Origin of the sequence: Xanthobacter oligotrophicus (genome assembly GCF_008364685.1) — a bacterium.
GTDB lineage: Bacteria > Pseudomonadota > Alphaproteobacteria > Rhizobiales > Xanthobacteraceae > Xanthobacter > Xanthobacter oligotrophicus.
On sequence record NZ_VTTL01000029.1, the window covers coordinates 1 to 1651 of the forward strand.

Here is a 1651-nt window from a genome sequence, read left to right on the forward strand (position 1 = left end):
CCGCCCCCCTCAATGCCCGCGTGGGGGAGGTGACGGAGCGGATCGCGCAGCGTAGCCGCGACCAGAGACAGCGCTATCTCGACCGCATCGCCGCCGCGGCCGCCCACGAGCCCCGCCGCCAGGCGCTGGGATGCGCCAACCAGGCCCATGGCTTCGCCGCCTGCGCCCCCGGCGACAAGGCCGTGCTGCGCGAGGGCCAGGGCGCGAGCCTCGGCATCGTCACCGCCTATAACGACATGCTCTCCGCCCACCAGCCCTATGAGCGCTATCCCGAGCTGCTGCGGGAGGCCGCGCGGAGCGTCGGCGGCGTGGCGCTGGTGGCCGGCGGCGTGCCCGCCATGTGCGATGGCGTCACCCAGGGCGAGGCCGGCATGGAGCTGTCCCTGTTCTCCCGCGACGTGATCGCCCTCTCCACCGCCGTGGCGCTCTCCCACCAGACCTTCGATGCGGCGGTGTTCCTCGGCATCTGCGACAAGATCGTGCCGGGGCTGGTGATCGGCGCGCTGTCGTTCGGGCACCTGCCGGCGGTGTTCATCCCGTCTGGTCCCATGACCAGCGGCTTGTCCAACACCGAGAAGTCGCGGATCCGCCAGCTGTTCGCCGAGGGCAAAGTGGGCCGCGACGCGCTGCTGGAGGCGGAATCCAAGTCCTACCACGGCCCCGGCACCTGCACTTTCTACGGCACCGCCAACACCAACCAGATGCTCATGGAGATCATGGGCCTGCATTTGCCCGGCGCCTCCTTCGTCACCCCGGACACGCCGCTGCGCGATGCGCTGACGAAAGCTGCGGCGCAGCGGGCGCTGGCCATCACCGCGCTGGGCAACGACTACATCCCCGCCGGGCGGATGCTGGACGAGAAGGCCTTCGTGAACGGCATCGTCGGCCTCCACGCCACCGGCGGCTCGACGAACCACACCCTGCATCTGGTGGCCATGGCGGCGGCCGGTGGCATCGCCCTCAACTGGCAGGACTTTGCCGACCTCGCCGAGGTGACGCCCTTGCTCACCCGGGTCTATCCCAACGGCACGGCGGACGTGAACCACTTCCACGCCGCCGGCGGCATGGCCCTCGTCATCCGCGAACTGCTGGGTGCGGGCCTGCTGCATGGGGACGCCGAGACCATCCTCGGGCGCGGGCTGGAAGCCTATACCAAGGAGCCGGTTCTGGCCGAAGACGGCAGCCTTGCCTGGCGCGACGGCCCCGCCGTCACCGGCGACGCCAAGGTGCTGCGCACGGCGGCCGATCCGTTCCAGGCCACGGGCGGGCTGAAGGTGCTCGACGGCAACATCGGCCGGGCGGTGATCAAGACCTCGGCGGTGGCCCCCGAGCGCCATGTGATCGAGGCGCCGGCGCGGGTGTTCCACGCCCAGGAGGAGCTTCAGGCCGCGTTCAAGGCCGGCGAGCTGACCTCCGACATGGTGGCGGTGCTCAGGTTCCAGGGCCCCAAGGCCAACGGCATGCCGGAGCTGCACAAATTGATGCCGCCGCTGGGCGTGCTGCAGGATCGCGGGCTGAAGGTGGCGCTTGTCACCGACGGGCGGCTGTCGGGGGCGTCGGGCAAGGTGCCGTCGGCCATCCATGTGACGCCGGAAGCGGTGGACGGCGGCGCCATCGCCAAGGTGCGCGACGGCGACCTGGTGCGGGTGGA

The 1651-nt window shown here is 70.9% G+C and carries 1 protein-coding gene; it reads left to right on the top strand.

The window, feature by feature from the left end:
* Positions 1-1651: phosphogluconate dehydratase (gene edd / locus FZ033_RS23880; protein WP_232847643.1), on the top strand; the 1651-nt coding region annotated here is incomplete at both ends.